Origin of the sequence: Streptomyces sp. NPDC052721 (assembly GCF_040678315.1) — a bacterium.
GTDB lineage: Bacteria > Actinomycetota > Actinomycetes > Streptomycetales > Streptomycetaceae > Streptomyces.
The window spans coordinates 102,646-118,339 of the sequence record NZ_JBFATL010000006.1 but is presented as its reverse complement, the minus strand read 5'-3'; the positions used below and the strand labels follow the sequence as shown (position 1 = coordinate 118,339).

Here is a 15,694-nt window from a genome sequence, read left to right as displayed (position 1 = left end):
ACACCCCTGAGGGAGGTCGGCGGTACCACCATGCACGTCACGCATCTGTCGCTCGCCGACTTCCGCTCGTACGCCCGGGCCGAGGTCCCGCTCGACCCGGGTGTCACCGCCTTCGTCGGGCCCAACGGGCAGGGCAAGACCAATCTGGTGGAGGCGGTCGGATATCTGGCGACCCTCGGCAGCCACCGGGTCGCCTCCGACGCCCCCCTGGTCCGCATGGGCGCCGAGCGGGCGGTCGTGCGGGCGCAGGTCCGGCAGGGCGACCGGCAGCAGCTGATCGAGCTGGAGTTGAACCCGGGCAGGGCCAACCGCGCCCGCATCAACCGGTCCTCGCAGGTCAGACCGCGGGATGTGCTGGGGATCGTACGGACCGTGCTGTTCGCGCCCGAGGACCTCGCGCTCGTCAAGGGCGACCCGGGTGAGCGGCGGCGGTTCCTCGACGAGCTGATCACCGCGCGGTCCCCGCGGATGGCCGGCGTGCGCTCGGACTACGAGCGGGTGCTCAAGCAGCGCAACACCCTGTTGAAGACGGCCGCGCTGGCCCGTCGGCACGGTGGGCGGAGGGGGGCACCTCCCGGGGGAGCGGATTCGAGCCCGGGGGCGGATCTGTCCACCCTCGACGTCTGGGACCAGCACCTCGCGCGCGCGGGCGCTGAGCTGCTCGCCCAGCGGATGGATCTCATCGCCGCGCTGCGGCCGCTCGCCGACAAGGCGTACGAACAGCTCGCTCCCGGCGGCGGTCCGGTCGCGCTGGAGTACAAGCCGTCGGCGCCCGGCGAGGCGCACACGCGCGAGGACCTCTACGCCCAGCTGATGGCGGCCCTCGCGGAGGCGCGCAAGCAGGAGATCGAGCGGGGCGTCACCCTGGTGGGACCGCACCGGGACGATCTGCTTCTCAAACTCGGTCAGCTGCCGGCCAAGGGCTACGCCTCGCACGGCGAGTCCTGGTCCTACGCCCTCGCGCTGCGGCTGGCCTCCTACGACCTGCTGCGCGCCGAGGGCAACGAGCCGGTGCTGATCCTGGACGACGTCTTCGCCGAGCTGGACGCCCGCCGCCGGGAGCGGCTGGCGGAGCTGGTCGCGCCCGGCGAGCAGGTGCTGGTCACCGCCGCCGTGGACGACGACGTACCCCCTGTGCTGGCCGGAGCGCGGTACGCGGTGGCCGGCGGGACGGTGGAGCGCGTATGAGCACCGAAGAGCCGGTCCCGAACACCCCGAAGCCCCGGAGCACGGGCGCCGGGAGCAGCGACGAGCCCTCCGGCGTCGACCTCGCGCGCGTGGCGTTGCGCGCGGCGAGGGAACAGGCACGCGCGCGTGGGGACGCGGCGCGGCAGAAGAAGCAGGCGCGGCGCGGCGGCGGCCTGCGCTCCGGCGCGCGCGCGGACGGACGCGACCCCATGGCGCTGGGCGCGGCGATCAACCGGCTGATCACCGAGCGCGGCTGGGAGAAGCCGGCCGCGGTGGGCGGGGTGATGGGCCGCTGGCCGCAGATCGTCGGCGAGGACCTGGCCAAGCACTGTGTGCCGCAGCGGTACGACGAGGACGAGCGGGTGCTGACCGTCCAGTGCGACTCGACGGCCTGGGCGACCCAGCTGCGGGTGCTCGCCCCCACCCTGGTGGCGCGGATCAACGAGGATCTCGGGCACGGCAGCGTGCGGATGATCAAGGTGCTCAATCCGGGCGGCCAGGCCCGCCGCTACGGCCCGCTGCGGGCTCCGGGGAGCACCGGACCCGGCGACACCTACGGGTGATGTACCTCACGTCGGGCGCCCGGCCCGGCGAGCCGCCGTACCCGCGTCCACAGGTGTGGATCACGGAGGTGTCGCACCGTGCGGCGCCCGTGATACGGCCTCGGATCGCCATCTGACCCGCCAGTAGCCACCGGTTGACGGCTCGAAGCGCTGAGTGCCGCTGTGAGCCCCTTGGAGCCCCCTTCCGTATATCGGTACCCGGCGGAGACCGGTTGAGGGCGGCACATGGGGGCTCAGGTGCCCGCAAACCCCCATCGATGTCAGTGCTACCGGTAGACTGGAAGACAATCCCGCCCCAACGTGGGGACCGCCCGGGAAAAGCTGAGCAACGCTGATCAAGGCTTACCAACGCAACATGCCGCAGCCGCTCCGGCAACCTGCCGACGAGCCCGGCTCGTGCTGTGCCAGAAAGGGCGCTTCGTGGCCGATTCCGGCAACCCCAACGAGAACATCCCGTCCATCGACGCCGGCGTGAACGCCGAGGCCACGGAGTCTGCCGCGGCCTCCGCGTCCTACGACGCCAGCGCCATCACCGTGCTCGAAGGGCTGGACGCGGTCCGCAAGCGGCCCGGCATGTACATCGGCTCCACGGGCGAGCGCGGTCTGCACCACCTGGTGTACGAGGTCGTCGACAACTCGGTCGACGAGGCACTGGCCGGCTACGCGGACACCATCGACGTGACGATCCTCGCCGACGGAGGCGTGCGCGTCGTCGACAACGGCCGTGGCATCCCGGTGGGCATCGTGCCCTCCGAGGGCAAGCCGGCCGTCGAGGTCGTGCTGACCGTGCTGCACGCGGGCGGCAAGTTCGGCGGCGGTGGGTACGCCGTCTCCGGCGGTCTGCACGGTGTCGGTGTGTCCGTCGTGAACGCGCTGTCCACCAAGGTCGCCGTCGAGGTGAGGACCGACGGCCACCGCTGGACGCAGGACTACAAGATGGGCGTCCCGACGGCGCCGCTGGCCAAGCACGAGGCGACGGAGGAGACCGGTACGTCGGTCACCTTCTGGGCCGACCCGGAGATCTTCGAGACCACCGAGTACTCCTTCGAGACGCTGTCCCGGCGTTTCCAGGAGATGGCGTTCCTCAACAAGGGCCTGACGATCCGGCTCACCGACGAGCGCGAGTCGGCGAAGGCCACGAGCGGCGCGGACGAGGCGGGTGCGGACGAGAAGGCCGAGGTCAAGACCGTCACGTACCACTACGAGGGCGGCATCGTCGACTTCGTGAAGTACCTCAACTCCCGCAAGGGAGACGCGGTGCACCCGACGGTCGTCTCGCTGGAGGCCGAGGACAAGGACAAGAGCCTGTCCCTCGAGGTCGCCATGCAGTGGAACAGCGGCTACACCGAGGGCGTGTACTCCTTCGCGAACATCATCCACACCCACGAGGGCGGTACCCACGAGGAGGGCTTCCGGGCCGCGCTGACGTCGCTCATCAACAAGTACGCGCGCGACAAGAAGCTGCTCCGCGAGAAGGACGACAACCTCACCGGTGACGACATCCGCGAGGGTCTGACCGCGATCATCTCGGTCAAGCTGAGCGAGCCGCAGTTCGAGGGCCAGACGAAGACCAAGCTGGGCAACACGGAGGCGAAGACCTTCGTGCAGAAGGCGGTCTACGAGCACCTCAACGACTGGCTGGACCGCAACCCGGTCGAGGCCGCGGACATCATCCGCAAGGGCATCCAGGCGGCCACCGCGCGTGTGGCGGCCCGCAAGGCCCGTGACCTGACCCGCCGCAAGGGGTTGCTGGAGTCGGCGTCGCTGCCGGGCAAGCTGGCCGACTGCCAGTCCAACGACCCGGCCAAGTGCGAGATCTTCATCGTCGAGGGTGACTCCGCCGGCGGCTCGGCCAAGTCCGGCCGGAACCCGCAGTACCAGGCGATCCTCCCGATCCGCGGCAAGATCCTGAACGTGGAGAAGGCCCGGATCGACAAGATCCTGCAGAACCAGGAGATCCAGGCGCTGATCTCGGCCTTCGGCACCGGTGTGCACGAGGACTTCGACATCGAGAAGCTCCGCTATCACAAGATCATCCTGATGGCGGACGCCGACGTCGACGGCCAGCACATCAGCACCCTGCTGCTGACCTTCCTGTTCCGCTTCATGCGGCCGCTGGTCGAGGCCGGGCACGTGTACCTGTCCCGCCCCCCGCTGTACAAGATCAAGTGGGGCCGCGACGACGTGGAGTACGCCTACTCGGACCGTGAGCGCGACGCGCTGATCGAGATGGGCCGCCAGCGTGGCAAGCGCGTCCGCGAGGACTCGATCCAGCGCTTCAAGGGTCTCGGCGAGATGAACGCCGAGGAGCTGCGCGTGACCACCATGGACCAGGAGCACCGGGTCCTCGGCCAGGTCACCCTCGACGACGCCGCCCAGGCCGACGACCTGTTCTCGGTCCTCATGGGCGAGGACGTCGAGGCCCGTCGCCAGTTCATCCAGCGCAACGCCAAGGACGTCCGCTTCCTCGACATCTGAGTCGGTCTCAGCTGACCGCACCAGGAAGGATCTTCACCAGCAATGGCCGACGAGAACACTCCCGTCACCCCGGAAGAGGGCGGCGAACTCGCGATGCGTGTCGAGCCCGTCGGGCTCGAGACGGAGATGCAGCGCTCGTACCTCGACTACGCGATGTCCGTCATCGTGTCCCGCGCGCTGCCCGACGTCCGGGACGGTCTCAAGCCCGTCCACCGCCGTGTGCTGTACGCGATGTACGACGGCGGCTACCGCCCCGAGCGCGGCTTCTACAAGTGCGCCCGTGTCGTCGGCGACGTCATGGGCAACTACCACCCGCACGGCGACTCCTCCATCTACGACGCCCTGGTGCGCCTCGCCCAGCCGTGGTCGATGCGGATGCCGCTGGTGGACTCCAACGGCAACTTCGGCTCCCCGGGCAACGACCCGGCGGCGGCCATGCGCTACACCGAGTGCAAGATGGCGCCGCTGTCGATGGAGATGGTCCGGGACATCGACGAGGAGACCGTCGACTTCACGGACAACTACGACGGCCGCTCCCAGGAGCCGACCGTCCTGCCGGCCCGCTTCCCGAACCTGCTGATCAACGGCTCGGCCGGGATCGCGGTCGGCATGGCCACCAACATCCCGCCGCACAACCTGCGCGAGGTCGCGGCCGGCGCCCAGTGGTACCTGGAGAACCCCGAGGTCTCGCACGAGGAGCTGCTGGACGCGCTCATGGAGCGCATCAAGGGCCCCGACTTCCCGACCGGCGCCCTGGTGGTGGGCCGCAAGGGCATCGAGGAGGCGTACCGGACCGGCCGCGGCTCCATCACGATGCGCGCGGTCGTCGAGGTCGAGGAGATCCAGGGCCGCCAGTGCCTGGTGGTGACCGAGCTGCCGTACCAGGTGAACCCGGACAACCTGGCGCAGAAGATCGCCGACCTGGTGAAGGACGGCAAGATCGGCGGCATCGCGGACGTCCGCGACGAGACCAGCTCTCGTACCGGCCAGCGCCTGGTGATCGTCCTGAAGCGGGACGCGGTCGCCAAGGTCGTGCTGAACAACCTGTACAAGCACACGGACCTGCAGACGAACTTCGGCGCGAACATGCTCGCGCTGGTCGACGGCGTGCCGCGCACGCTGTCCCTGGACGCGTTCATCCGCCACTGGGTGACGCACCAGATCGAGGTCATCGTCCGCCGGACGAAGTTCCGGCTGCGCAAGGCCGAGGAGCGCGCCCACATCCTGCGCGGTCTGCTGAAGGCCCTGGACGCCATCGACGAGGTCATCGCGCTGATCCGGCGAAGCGAGACCGTCGACGTCGCGCGCACGGGCCTGATGGACCTGCTGGAGATCGACGAGATCCAGGCCAACGCCATCCTCGAGATGCAGCTGCGGCGCCTCGCGGCCCTGGAGCGGCAGAAGATCGTCCAGGAGCACGACGAACTCCAGGCGAAGATCAACGAGTACAACCAGATCCTCGCCTCGCCGGTGCGCCAGCGCGGGATCGTCAGCGAGGAGCTGGCCGCGATCGTCGAGAAGTACGGCGACGACCGGCAGACCAAGCTGATCCCGTACGAGGGCGACATGTCCATCGAGGACCTGATCGCCGAGGAGGACATCGTCGTCACCGTCACGCGCGGCGGTTACGTCAAGCGGACGAAGACGGACGACTACCGGGCGCAGAAGCGCGGCGGAAAGGGCGTGCGCGGCGCGAAGCTGAAGGAAGACGACATCGTCGACCACTTCTTCGTCTCCACCACGCACCACTGGCTGCTGTTCTTCACCAACAAGGGCCGGGTGTACCGGGCGAAGGCGTACGAGCTGCCCGAGGCCGGCCGGGACGCGCGCGGCCAGCACGTGGCGAACCTGCTCGCCTTCCAGCCGGACGAGGCGATCGCCGAGATCCTGGCGATCCGTGACTACGAGGCGGCGCCCTACCTGGTGCTGGCCACCAAGTCGGGCTTGGTCAAGAAGACGCCACTGAAGGATTACGATTCGCCCCGCTCCGGCGGTGTCATCGCCATCAACCTGCGCGAGCGCGAGGACGGTTCGGACGACGAGCTGATCGGCGCCGAGCTGGTCTCGGCGGACGACGACCTGCTGCTGATCAGCAAGAAGGCGCAGTCGATCCGGTTCACCGCCTCGGACGAGTCCCTGCGCCCGATGGGCCGCGCCACCTCCGGCGTCAAGGGGATGAGTTTCCGGGAGGGCGACGAGCTTCTCTCGATGAATGTGGTGCGACCAGGTACGTTCGTGTTCACTGCCACCGACGGTGGGTACGCGAAGCGGACCGCCGTCGACGAGTACCGCGTCCAGGGCCGCGGCGGCCTCGGCATCAAGGCCGCCAAGATCGTGGAGGACCGTGGTTCGCTCGTCGGCGCGCTGATCGTCGAGGAGAACGACGAAATCCTCGCGATCACCCTCTCCGGCGGTGTGATTCGCACGCGAGTCAGCGAGGTCAGGGAGACGGGCCGTGACACCATGGGCGTCCAACTGATCAATCTGGGCAAGCGCGATGCCGTGGTCGGTATCGCACGTAACGCCGAAGCGGGGCGCGAGGCGGAGGAAGTCGACGGCGACGTGGCCGTGGACGAGACCGCCGAGGGTGCCGCGACCACCGGCACGGACGAGGGTGAGGCACCCTCGGCCGAGTAGCACGAGGAGTGAGTCAGCGTGAGCGGAGCCACGGGCGCCGGATCGGCCGGTACCTCCACGGGTACGGAAACGGACGGCGGCGGCCGTGGCTCCGCCGCGAACGGACTGCCCGCGGGGAGTGCGCCCGCCGGCGGTGCGCACGACCCGCAGACGACGAACCTGAAGCCGGTGAAGGTGTCCGAGACGGACTCTTCCCGTACGTCTGGATCCCAGGGGGGAACTGTGACGGACACCCGAGGCCCGGCCGCGTCCGGTGAGGCGCGGCCGGCGTCGCCGCTTCCCGGGGAGCGGCGACCGGAGCAGCCCGACGGGCCCTACCACCCGCCGCAGGCCTACCCGGCGCAGGCGCCCACCGGTGCGATGCGCAAGCCGCGTACGGGCGTGCGGACGGCGCCGCGGACCCGCAAGGCGCGGCTGCGGGTGGCCAAGGCCGACCCGTGGTCGGTGATGAAGGTCAGCTTCCTGCTCTCCATCGCGCTCGGCATCTGCACGATCGTCGCCTCGGCGGTGCTGTGGATGGTCATGGACGCGATGGGCGTGTTCTCGACGGTCGGCGGCACGATCTCGGAGGCGACCGGCTCGAACGAGGCGAACGGTTTCGACCTCCAGGCGTTCCTGTCGCTCCCCCACGTCCTGACGTTCGCGGCGATCATCGCGGTCATCGACGTGGTCCTGGCCACGGCGCTCGCGACGCTCGGCGCGTTCATCTACAACCTCTCCGCGGGCTTCGTGGGCGGCATCGAGCTGACGCTGGCGGAGGACGAGTGACCTCCGGACCAGCGGCGTTCTGACGGTCCCCGACAACCGATTTTGGGACTGACGCGGTCGTGCGCTAATCTTCAGGAGTCAGCGCGCGGGACACACACCGCAGAGCGCGGCGGGGCTATAGCTCAGTTGGTTAGAGCGCATCCCTGATAAGGATGAGGCCACAGGTTCAAATCCTGTTAGCCCCACCAGCACGAAGATCCCCGGTCCAGCAGGGCCGGGGATCTTCTGCTTTTTTGGGGCGGTGGGGTGTTCCGGGGACGAAAAAGGCCCGACCGCTGGCGACGGGGGATGCACCAGCGATCGGGCTATGGCCAAGGGTAACAAGGTTGTCGGTTGTGTGGGGCCAAGTCCGGGGGGAATCGGGCAGGTTGGCCGATCATCGACCGCACGGGGGGTCGTAGCCGAGGCGCGGCAGGTACTCGTGCCAGCGCCCCGGGGTCAGGACGCCGCGGGTGACCGAGCAGATGTGCCGGATCGCCGTGCCGGCGTCCAGGCTCCACAGGCGGACCGTGTCGGTGCCGCTGGAGACGCCGAGGACGTGGCTCTCAGGGCTGAAGGCGAGGAAGTTGCCCGTCTTGGCGTTGGGGCTCATCGACTGGCCGATGGGAGACGCCGAGGCGGGGTCGGAGACGTTCCACAGGCGGACCGTGTTGTCGTTGCCGCCGCTGGCCAGGGTGTGGCCGCCGGCGCCGAACGTCAGGGACGTGACCGCCTCGGTGTGGCCGGTGAGCGGCTTGCCCAGGGGTTCGGTGTGCGCGGGGTCGGTGGTGTTCCACAGGCGGACCGTGTCGTCGTCGCTGCCGCTGGCCAGGGTGTGGCCGTCGGGGCCGAAGGCGAGCGCGTTGACCGGGCCGGAGTGCTCGGTGAGGGGCCTGCCCAGCGGGCGGGCGTGCGCGGGGCCGGTCACGTTCCACAGCCGGATGGTGCTGTCCGCGCTGCCGCTGGCCAGGGTGTGGCCGTCCGGGCTGAAGGCGAGGCTGTTGATGTAGCCCCGGTGGCCGGTGAGAGGCCTGCCGAGCGGGGCCGGGCGGTCCGGGTCGCGTACGTCCCACAGCTGGACGGTGCGGTCGTCGTAGGCGGTGGCCAGGGTGTGGCCGTCCGGGCTGTAGGCCAGCGCGTCGGGGCCCATGAAGCGGGTGCGCAGGCGCAGCGGCGGGCCGGCGGCGACCGGGCGGGCGGGGTCGGTGACGTTCCACAGGTGCACCGTCCGCACGCCGGTGAGGACGGCGAGCGTGCGGCCGTCGGGGGAGAACACGAGGGAGCGCTGGTCGCCGTCGGCCCGCATGAACGGCTTGCCGAGCAGGACGGGCCGGCCGGGCCGCGTCACGTTCCACAGCCGCAGCCTGCCGTCCCGGGCGGCCGTGACCAGCACCCGGCCGTCCGGTCGGAACGCCCCGCTCCGGCCGATCATGTCCGAGGTCGGGACCGACCACAGGCGCACCTTGCCGTCCCCGCTGCCGGTGGCGAGGGTACGGCCGTCCGGGCGGAACCCCAGGGCGTACATCTCACCGCTGCTGCCCGCGAGCGGCTCGCCGACCTGGGACGGGGACGCCGGGTCGCTGACGTTCCACAGGCTCGCCGTGCTGTCCGCGCTCGCGGCGGCGAGCCGGCCGCCGTCCGGGCTGAACGCCACCGACCAGACCGGGCCGGTGTGGCCGGTCAGCGGCGAGCCGACCGCCGCGGCGCGGGCGGGGTCGGTCACGTTCCACAGCCGGACGGTGTCGTCCGCGCTGCCGCTGGCCAGGGTGCGCCCGTCGGGGCCGAAGGCCACCGAGTGCACGAGGCCCGTGTGCCCCCGCAGGGTCCTGACCGGCTCCGGCCGGCGCGGCGCGGACACGTCCCACAGCCGGATCGTGTCGTCGTCGCCGCCCGTCGCGAGCGTCCGCCCGTCCGGGCCGAACGCCACACAGCGCACGGCGGCGCTGTGCCCGCGCAGCGTGGCGAGGGTGCCGGGCCGGCGCGGGTCGGTGACGTCCCACAGCCGCACGGTCCGGTCCTCGCCGGCCGTGGCCAGCGTGCGTCCGTCGGGGCTGAAGGCGACCAGGTAGATCGTGCCCCGGTGGCCGGTGAGCGGCTTGCCCAGCGGGCGGGCGTGCGCCGGGTCGGTGACGTCCCACAGCCGGACGGTGCCGTCGTCGCCGGCGCTGGCCAGGGTGCGGCCGTCCGGGCTGAAGACGGCACTGCTCACCCAGCTGGTGTGGCCGGTCAGGGGTGTGCCCAGCGGGGCCGGGCGGTGCGGGTCGGTCACGTTCCACAGCCGGACCGTGCGGTCGTAGCTGGCCGTGGCCAGTGTGTTGCCGTCGGGGCTGAAGGAGGTGAGGTAGACGGCGCCGGTGTGGCCGGACAGCGGGGTGGCCAGCGGTGCGTTCACGATCGAGATCAGGCGGCTGTACGTGCTCTCGTCGCCGGGGCGCAGCTGGTGCGCGACCAGGTCGAGCTGGGCGGCCAGCGACGGATCGGTGTGCTGGACCCGGTCGGCCTCGGCGAGCACCTGTTCGAACACGGCGTCGTCCCGCTGCTTCCAGGCGATCACCGCCGTACCGGCCGCGAGCACGGCCAGCGCCACCAGCGCCGCGACCGCGGCCCGGCTCAGCCACACCGACCGCTTGCGCAGCCGCACCGAGGCGGCCAGGAACTCCACCGCGCTCCGGGTCAGATACGTGTCGCCGGCCGACCGGGCCCAGCTGCGGGCCTGCTCCAGCCGCGACCCCCGGTACAGCAGGGAGCTGTCCCGGCCCGAGTCCTCCCAGGCCCGGCCGTCCTCCTCCAGCCGCTGGCGCAGCAGATGGTCGCCCCGGCCCTCGTCGATCCAGTGCCGCAGCCGGGGCCAGGCGTGCAGCAGCGCCTCGTGGGTGATCTCCACGGTGCCCGCGTCGAGCGTCACCAGCCGGGCCCGCACCAGGGCCTCCAGCGACTCCTCCGTCTTGCCGGGGTCCGACGACTCCTCCGCCAGCTGCCGCCGGGTGCCGCGCCGGCGCGTGGCCTGGGTGTCCTCGCCCAGCCGGACCAGCCGCAGCAGGAGCAGCCGGGCGGCGGCACGGGCCGCCGGGTCCAGCCCGGACCAGGCGCGCTCGGCGGTCGCCGCGACCGCGCCCTGGATGCCGCCGGCCGCGCGGTAGCCGGCCAGCGTCAGCCGGCCGGCCTTCCGGCGCTGCCAGGTGGCCAGCAGGGCGTGCGAGAGCAGCGGGAGCACGCCCGCGTCGTGCGCGCCGCGCGGTCCGTCGGCGCTCACCTCACGCACGATCAGCTCGGCGAGCCCCGGCTCCAGCTCCAGCCCCACCGCCTTGGCCGGACCGGTCACCGCCTCGCGCAGTTCGGTGCTGGTCAGCGGGCCGAGCACCATGTGCCGGTGCTGGAGCGCGTCGGCCAGTTCGGGGTAGCCGAGGCACTGCTCGTAGAAGTCGGCGCGGATGCCGAGGACGACCCGGACGGGCGCGGGTCCGGCGGCGCCGGCGGACGGGGTGCAGGCGGCGTGCAGGAAGTGGATGAAGACGCGCCGGTCCGCCTCGTCCGCGCAGAGGGTGAACGTCTCCTCGAACTGGTCCACGATCACGACCGGCCGGTCGCCGGGGCCCGTCGCACGCTCCGCCCAGGCCGTGACCGCCTCGCGTACGGCCCGGGCGATGTGCGGGGCGTCGCAGCCCGGCAGCGCCGGGTTCTGCGCCGCCTCCCGTTCGGCAGCGCGGGCGTCGGCCGCGACGGCGGCGAGATCGGGGATACGGCGGACCAGCTCGCCCAGCGGATCGGCACCCGGGACGAGCTGGAGGACGGGGCCGGGCGGGTCGGCGGGGTGGCCGGAGGAACCGTCGCCGGGGTGGTCGGTGGAGCGGTCACCGGGCTGGTCGGTGGAGCGGTCGCCGGGGTGGTCGGAGCGCTCGACCGGGGGCGGAGGCGAGGAGACCTGGGCGGGGGGATCCCCGGTGGGTGTCCGCTCCTGCCGGGACGGGACCGTCCCGTCGGCTGCCGCACCCTTGCCGGCCGCGCCCCCACCAGCGCCCAGGGCCCCGCCGTGGGCGCCCGCGTTCCCGGCTCCGCCGTGAGCGCCCGCGCCATGAGCTCCCGCGTTCCCGGCCCCGCCATGAGCGCCCGCGCCATGAGCGCCCGCGTTCCCGGCCCCGCCATGAGCGCCCGCGCCCAGGGCCCCGCCCCGGACCGCCGGGACCAGGCCGGCGTTCAGCAGGGACGACTTGCCGGCTCCGGAGGCGCCGACCAGCATGACCAGCCCACCGGACCGCTCGGCACCGCGGAGCTGGGCGACGAGGGCCTTCGTGCTCCGTTCCCGGCCGAAGAACCACCGGGCGTCCTCCCGCCGGTACGGGGCCAGCCCCCGGTACGGACACACCCCACCGGCGACGGGCGGGGCCTGGGCCGGTGGCCGCCGGTTCTCCTCCGAGGGCGGCACGGGCCGGTCACCGGCCGGTCCGGCCAGCGCCAGCTCCCACAGCCGCTGCCAGTGGGCGAGGTCGTACAGGCCGGCGGAGACCGGGGCGGGACGCAGCCGGCGCGCTTCCGGGATCAGGATCTGCAGGACCGCCGCGAGTGCGGCGAACTGGGCCGGTACGTTCCTGGCCCGGCGCCAGTCGCTGATCCGCTGCGCGGACACCCGGACCGGCCGGCCGCGCTCATCGACCCGCTGGAGCCGTACGACCGCCTCGGCGACGCTCTTGAGGGGAGGATTTCCGGCCTCCTTGTACAGCAGCGCGAGGCGCTCGGCGAAGGCTGTGCGTGCCCCTGAGTCGGAACTCAAGGTCCCACCCCTTACTTTCCCCCGCGTGTGACGTCCGGACCGGAAAACTCACCTTATACGCCTGACCTGCGGTTAAGGGCTGGACCGGAGTCCGGAACCTCCTCCGCGGCGGCGACAGATGGCAGGATCCGAACCCGGTAGCGGACCCGTCACGTACCGTCCGGACAGGCCACCGGCTCAGCGCTCGGAGAGACAGCCCATGGCACCGAACGTTCTCGGTCAAAGTCGGCCACCTCCCATCGCGCCCGGCGGGTGAGCCTCACGCACACCCACGTACGCCCGCCGCGACCGCGCCCACCCGCGCGCACCCCGGAAACCGTCCTCGTTCTTCGACCCGCGCCGCCCCGCCGACTTGGCGCGGGTCGACAGCCCCGCACCGTTCGGCACCGGTCCCCACGAGGGGAGGGACCGGTGCCGGGCGGGCGGGAACCTGGCTATCTGAGGGTGTGTCAGCTACGGTTCGGCTCGCCCGCCGTTCCCGAAGGGGTGAGTGCCATGGAGAAGCAGCGTCCCCGGTGCCCGCGACCGCCTGGCGAACCACGCTGGGTGGCGATGTTCCACGAGCCCGCCCGGGACTCCTGGACGGTGGGCGCGGAGTCCCCGTACCGGGCTCCCGTGCTGTACGCCGTCGGCGACATGACCCGGACCGCGCGGGCGCGCGGAGACGAGGTGACGGTCGCGCTGTGGGGCCCCGAGGACGGCGCCTGGCAGCTCTTCGGCACCCCGTCCGCCAAGGCCCCCGCCCCCGCACCGGAGCGGCCCGCGCCCGGCTCCCCGGAACCGGCCCGGCTCGCGGAACGCATGACGGACCGCCGCCACCAGGTGCTCATGGCCGGGCTGAGCAAGGCGGGCCTGTACGACCTGAGCCCCGAGGACGGCGAGGCGCTCCGCACCCTGGCCGACCGGCTCGACGAGCCGACGGTCCGCCGGGTGGCCCACTGGCTGGCGGCGGCGGGCGGGCAGCGGTAGTCACGAGCCGAGCCGGTGGTCCGGTTCAGGCGGTGCGCGGCCGGGCAGTGACGTCCTGAAGGCCATCTGAAGGCCACCGCCGACGACTGGAGGACAGATGAAGGTCTCCGTCGACCGCTCCCTGTGCTACGGCTCCGCCGAGTGCGCGCACCGGGCGCCGGCCGTGTTCGCGTTCGAGGACGGGTACGGCGTCGTCCGGTCCGGCGGAGCGGACGCGGCCGGGGACCCGCGGGTCCGGGAGGCGATCCTGGAGGCCGCCGAGAAGTGCCCCTCGCAGGCGATCGTCCTCACCGAGTAGCACGGCCGTCGTCACCGAGCAGCACGGCCTTCGTGACCGAGTAGCACGGCCGTCGTTCACCGAGCAGCGGAAGGAGCCGGTGGATAGGTCCAGCCGAAGGCCGCGAGCGCGCGCGCCCGGGCCTCCGCGACGGCCATGCGGGCCTCGCGTTCGGCGGGGTCGACATGGGCCGCCCGCCCCGTGAGCTGACCCTCCCACTTCCGGTACAGCAGACCGGGCTCCGCCGAGAACCAGCCGCGGCTCACCGCGTCCAGCGCCAGCAGCAGGCCGGTGTCCTCCGAGGCCGGCAGCGCCATCCAGCCGCCCAGCGCGGTGAGCAGCTCCCGCCGCACGCACAGGCTCGCCGGGTGGACCGGGGCCAGGAAGTCGTTCCGCTTCCAGTGGTCGAGGACGGTACCGCGCTCGACCGGGCCCTCGTCGGGATCACTGGGGAAGGCGGCCGTGGAACCGTCGGGCAGCAGGTCGAGGACGCGGCACGTCGTCCAGCCGACGGTGCGGTCCGCCTCCAGTACGGCCAGGTCGCGGGCGAGCGCGCCCGGCGTGAGCTGGTCGTCGGCGTCCAGCACCTTGACGTACGCGCCCTCGGCGCGCGCCAGCGCGATCGTCCGGGCGACCCCGGGTCCGCCCGGCCGGCCCTGGCGGAAGCTCACGCGGGCGTCGTCGGGGACGTACGGGCGGACCGCGTCCGTCGTGCCGTCCTCCTGGACGATCCACTCCCACTCCCACCCGGAGGGCAGCCGCTGCGCGCACAGGGACGTGTACGCGTCCGGCAGGAACCGGGCGGACGGGCCGTGGACAGCGGTGACTACGGTGACGCGCCGGTTCACGGCAGCGCTCACCACCTTTCCGTGGGGTGCGGGTCGTTGCCGTACGAGGATGACCTACCGGGAAAAGCGCGAGACCCCCGGCCGAACCCGGCCGGGGGTCTGTTCCGTGTCGACTGGTGCGTACGCAAGTCGCCGTGCGGTCGAGACGTTGCGGTACTGCGGTGGGGGAGGGATCAGCAGTCGAGGGAGTCCGAGAGGTGGGGGTCGTGGGCCCTGGTGCCCGTCTGCTCCGGTACCCACGTCTGCGATTCCGTCTGCGTCTCGGCGAGGGGGCGGTGGCGGCAGCTCGGCGTCTTGCCGTGGGCCTCGGCCCGGATCCGCTGCTTCATCGTGGGGGGCAGGGCCCTGGCATGTGACCAGGCCCGGTGGCGCATCGCCGGGATCGTCGGGGTGGTGCGGTGCGCGGTGCCGGTGCCGGTGCTCGGGGTCTCGGTCTGGGGTGCGGCCGCGGCGGCGGTCGTGGTGGTGGCGGAGACGAGTCCGAGCGCCGTGCACAGCGCGAGGAAGGCGGTGACGATGGCGGTCCACAGCTTCATGACCTTGTTCTGGGCGGTCATGGCCCCTCACTTTCGGGTTGGGCGATTTGCGTACTTTCCTCATGATGTGTATGTGGGCCGGGAAGTGGTGGACCGACGCCCGTGGCGCGTCGATGTTCAGATCAACACCACTCGGACGGGTGCACGGGGGCGAGGAACCTCGGCCGCTGCCCGGGGCGGGAGTTGGGCCCCGACGCAGGTCACCGATCGATATCGGTCGGTGTGTATAGTCGGGCGCCAGAGGTCCCCTACGTCAAGGAAAGACGAGGTCGCGCGGTGAAGAAGCTGCTCCTGGTCGCACTGGCCGCCATCGGCGGGCTCCTCGTGTACCGCCAGATCCAGGCGGATCGCGCCGAGCAGGATCTGTGGACGGAGGCGACTGACTCCGTGCCCACGGGTTCGTGAGTCCCGATACCCGATCTGTACCGACCCCGGCCGCCTGCGCGGTCGGGGTTTCGCGTTCCCCGGCCGTGCCGCGCGGGCGCCTGCCGCGTGTTGCGGGGTCCCGGCGGGTGAGGTAGACGGGCGGGGCGGGCGGGGCCGGACGGTGCCGGGCGTTTCGGACGGGCGTACGCGTTGCCCGGATGGCGCAGCGGTGGCCGGGGCAGGATGGGCCTGCGGTCGCCGGTCCGGTGCGGCCGTCCGACGACTGGGGGTGTGGCGCGTGCGGGGCCGAGGGGGCG

General features: G+C 72.1%; 11 protein-coding genes and 1 tRNA gene. 9 read left to right on the top strand and 3 right to left on the bottom strand.

From position 1 onward, the window contains the following. Positions 1 to 30: 30 nt before the first annotated feature. From recF to AB0L21_RS08615, 6 genes are all read left to right on the top strand, one after another. Positions 31 to 1,188, top strand: a complete 1,158-nt coding sequence (gene recF / locus AB0L21_RS08640) for a DNA replication/repair protein RecF (RefSeq protein WP_365700168.1) — start codon at positions 31 to 33, stop codon at positions 1,186 to 1,188. Beyond that, the gene (locus AB0L21_RS08635; protein WP_365782951.1) at positions 1,185 to 1,751 is read left to right on the top strand and encodes a DciA family protein; all 567 of its coding nucleotides are present in this window, start codon (positions 1,185 to 1,187) and stop codon (positions 1,749 to 1,751) included. Before recF ends, AB0L21_RS08635 begins: the two co-directional genes overlap by 4 nt. A 396-nt stretch (positions 1,752 to 2,147) precedes the next feature. Next, positions 2,148 to 4,229: a DNA topoisomerase (ATP-hydrolyzing) subunit B gene (gene gyrB, locus AB0L21_RS08630; protein WP_365700164.1), complete on the top strand. Its 2,082-nt coding sequence runs from the start codon at positions 2,148 to 2,150 to the stop codon at positions 4,227 to 4,229. A 42-nt stretch (positions 4,230 to 4,271) separates the two neighbouring features. Further along, positions 4,272 to 6,866, top strand: a complete 2,595-nt coding sequence (gene gyrA / locus AB0L21_RS08625; RefSeq protein ID WP_365700162.1) for a DNA gyrase subunit A — start codon at positions 4,272 to 4,274, stop codon at positions 6,864 to 6,866. Between the two features lie 18 nt (positions 6,867 to 6,884). Next, entirely contained in the window at positions 6,885 to 7,634 is a 750-nt protein-coding gene (locus tag AB0L21_RS08620; RefSeq protein ID WP_365782949.1) for a DUF3566 domain-containing protein, read from the top strand. 111 nt (positions 7,635 to 7,745) lie between these two features. Beyond that, a tRNA-Ile gene (locus tag AB0L21_RS08615) sits at positions 7,746 to 7,822 on the top strand. A gap of 188 nt (positions 7,823 to 8,010) precedes the next feature. Here the strand turns inward: AB0L21_RS08615 and AB0L21_RS08610 are convergent. After that, entirely contained in the window at positions 8,011 to 12,381 is a 4,371-nt protein-coding gene (locus AB0L21_RS08610) for a WD40 repeat domain-containing protein (RefSeq protein ID WP_365782947.1), read from the bottom strand. A 552-nt stretch (positions 12,382 to 12,933) separates the two neighbouring features. Between AB0L21_RS08610 and AB0L21_RS08605 the strand changes: the two genes are divergently transcribed. Both AB0L21_RS08605 and AB0L21_RS08600 read left to right on the top strand, forming a co-directional pair. Further along, positions 12,934 to 13,350, top strand: a complete 417-nt coding sequence (locus tag AB0L21_RS08605; RefSeq protein WP_365782945.1) for a hypothetical protein — start codon at positions 12,934 to 12,936, stop codon at positions 13,348 to 13,350. 97 nt (positions 13,351 to 13,447) lie between these two features. Beyond that, positions 13,448 to 13,648, top strand: coding sequence for a ferredoxin (locus tag AB0L21_RS08600; protein WP_365782943.1), 201 nt, complete (start codon positions 13,448 to 13,450; stop codon positions 13,646 to 13,648). A 56-nt stretch (positions 13,649 to 13,704) separates the two neighbouring features. Here the strand turns inward: AB0L21_RS08600 and AB0L21_RS08595 are convergent, their stop codons facing one another. Then, the gene (locus tag AB0L21_RS08595) at positions 13,705 to 14,487 is read right to left on the bottom strand and encodes a glycosyltransferase (RefSeq protein WP_365782941.1); all 783 of its coding nucleotides are present in this window, start codon (positions 14,485 to 14,487) and stop codon (positions 13,705 to 13,707) included. Positions 14,488 to 14,648: 161 nt separating this feature from the next. Then, positions 14,649 to 15,032 carry a DUF6344 domain-containing protein gene (locus tag AB0L21_RS08590; RefSeq protein WP_365700126.1) on the bottom strand — a complete coding sequence of 128 codons (384 nt, stop codon included), beginning with the start codon at positions 15,030 to 15,032 and terminating at the stop codon, positions 14,649 to 14,651. Positions 15,033 to 15,287: 255 nt separating this feature from the next. Here AB0L21_RS08590 and AB0L21_RS08585 point away from each other — a divergent pair, with 255 nt between their 5' ends. Continuing rightward, a complete protein-coding gene (locus AB0L21_RS08585; protein ID WP_003999697.1) occupies positions 15,288 to 15,416 on the top strand; it encodes a DLW-39 family protein in 129 nt (42 codons plus the stop codon). Positions 15,417 to 15,694 lie beyond the last annotated feature (278 nt).

What these genes read in the sequence shown, in the direction of transcription:
- recF (WP_365700168.1), top strand. Translation starts at nt 31, where the DNA reads ATGCACGTCACGCATCTGTCGCTCGCCGACTTCCGCTCGTACGCCCGG.
- AB0L21_RS08635 (WP_365782951.1), top strand. Translation starts at nt 1,185, where the DNA reads ATGAGCACCGAAGAGCCGGTCCCGAACACCCCGAAGCCCCGGAGCACG.
- gyrA (WP_365700162.1), top strand. Translation starts at nt 4,272, where the DNA reads ATGGCCGACGAGAACACTCCCGTCACCCCGGAAGAGGGCGGCGAACTC.
- AB0L21_RS08605 (WP_365782945.1), top strand. Translation starts at nt 12,934, where the DNA reads ATGTTCCACGAGCCCGCCCGGGACTCCTGGACGGTGGGCGCGGAGTCC.
- AB0L21_RS08600 (WP_365782943.1), top strand. Translation starts at nt 13,448, where the DNA reads ATGAAGGTCTCCGTCGACCGCTCCCTGTGCTACGGCTCCGCCGAGTGC.
- AB0L21_RS08590 (WP_365700126.1), bottom strand. Translation starts at nt 15,032, where the DNA reads ATGACCGCCCAGAACAAGGTCATGAAGCTGTGGACCGCCATCGTCACC.